This is a genomic window from Komagataeibacter intermedius TF2 (assembly GCF_000964425.1).
Classification (GTDB): Bacteria; Pseudomonadota; Alphaproteobacteria; order Acetobacterales; family Acetobacteraceae; genus Komagataeibacter; species Komagataeibacter intermedius.
In genome coordinates this window covers 1-320 of the sequence record NZ_BANF01000729.1, presented here as the reverse complement: position 1 = coordinate 320, position 320 = coordinate 1, and the positions used below count along the sequence as shown (strand labels likewise).

The window sequence follows — 320 nt, the reverse complement described above, 5'->3', positions numbered from 1 at the left end:
CGCAAGCACAACGTCCAGCTCGCCTTCATTTCACAGAACCATACCGATTTCAGCGAGGACCTCTACAAGATATCAACCGCCCGATGGGTCCTCAAATGCGGTGATCAGGAGACGGCGGACAGCCTTATCCGACGCTTCAAGCTGTCCGATGCCAGCGCCTATGTCATCCGCAACGCGCTGCCGGGTCCGGGAAAGAATGGTGCGCCGTTCTTCGTGGACATGTCGGCCGGAGAAGCAAAGTATGAACAGCTTCTGGTGAACGTCCTGGGGCCAATCGAACTCTGGTCTTTTTCGACGACGCCTGGAGACACGGCGCTCCG

1 pseudogene is annotated in these 320 nt (G+C 57.8%); it reads left to right on the top strand.

What is annotated here, in order from left to right:
- A pseudogene (locus B7449_RS19110) lies at positions 1–320 on the top strand (ATP-binding protein); the annotation flags it as partial.